Here is a 1,428-nt window from a genome sequence, read left to right on the forward strand (position 1 = left end):
CCCCCCTGTCGAACCGATGACCTGGGGGGTGGTGTCACCGGGCCTGAGAGGCGCCGTTGGAGACGCTGATGAGAGGTCCGACTACCGCCTGGCCTGGCGCAATGCCCGGCCGCTTGCGGGCGGCAGGTCTGCATAACGTGGATGCGCGCATACGACGCCAACGCCTGGGCCAGCACCGCACGAACCCCGCTCGGGAGGATAGGTTGGACGACATCGACGACGTGGGCGTCTTCCTCGGCCTGGACGTCGGCAAAAGCGCCCATCACGGGCACGGACTCACCCCGGCCGGCAAGAAGGTCTTCGACAAGCAGCTGCCCAACAGCGAGCCGAAACTGCGGGCCGTCTTCGACAAGCTGGCCGCGAAGTTCGGCACCGTGCTGGTCATCGTGGACCAGCCCGCCTCGATCGGAGCCCTGCCCCTGACCGTCGCCCGGGCCGCTGACTGCAAGGTCGCCTACCTGCCCGGACTCTCGATGCGCCGGATCGCCGATCTCTACCCGGGCGAGGCGAAGACCGACGCGAAGGACGCCGCGGTGATCGCGGACGCCGCACGGACCATGCCGCACACCCTGCGCTCGCTCCAGCTGACCGACGAGATCACCGCCGAGCTGACCGTGCTGGTGGGCTTCGACCAGGACCTCGCGGCCGAGGCCACCCGCACCTCCAACCGGATACGCGGCCTGCTCACCCAGTTCCACCCCAGCCTCGAGCGCGTCCTCGGGCCGCGCCTGGACCACCCCGCGGTGACCTGGCTGCTGGAACGCTACGGCTCCCCGGCCGCCCTGCGAAAAGCCGGACGCCGCAGGCTCGTTGAGGTGATCCGGCCCAAGGCCCCGCGCATGGCCCAACGGCTGATCGACGAGGTCTTCGACGCGCTCGACGAGCAGACCGTCGTCGTCCCCGGGACCCGCCCGCTCGACGTCGTGATCCCGTCGCTGGCCCGCTCGCTCGCTGCCGTCCACGAACAGCGACGAGCTCTGGAAACACAGATCGGGAAGCTGCTGGAGGCTCACCCTCTTTCCGCGGTCCTGACCTCGATTCCGGGAGTCGCGGTCAGGACCGCCGCCACCTTGCTGGTCACCGTCGGCGACGCAACCAGCTTCCCCACCGCCGCCCACCTCGCCTCCTACGCCGGCCTTGCCCCAACGACCAAGTCGTCGGGGACCTCGATCCACGGCGAACACGCGCCACGAGGCGGCAACCGGCAGCTCAAGCGCGCGATGTTCCTGTCCGCGTTCGCCGCCCTGCACGATCCCGCCTCCCGCACCTACTACGACCGATGCCGGGCCCGCGGCAAAACCCACACCCAGGCACTTCTGCGCCTGGCCCGACAACGGATCAACGTGCTGTTCGCGATGCTCCGCGACGGCACCTTCTACGAACCCAGAACCCCACGCCTCGCTTGACGAAAGACATAGAGGCACCCCC

Annotated in this window: 1 protein-coding gene; it reads left to right on the forward strand. The window is 69.4% G+C overall.

Annotated elements, in window-relative coordinates:
• The first annotated feature begins 203 nt into the window (after positions 1-203).
• Complete coding sequence (locus ACZ39I_RS41765; protein WP_467250975.1) at positions 204-1,406, forward strand: IS110 family RNA-guided transposase; 1,203 nt, start codon at positions 204-206, stop codon at positions 1,404-1,406.
• Positions 1,407-1,428: the final 22 nt, after the last annotated feature.

Source organism: Streptomyces sp. NPDC024687 (assembly GCF_055559055.1).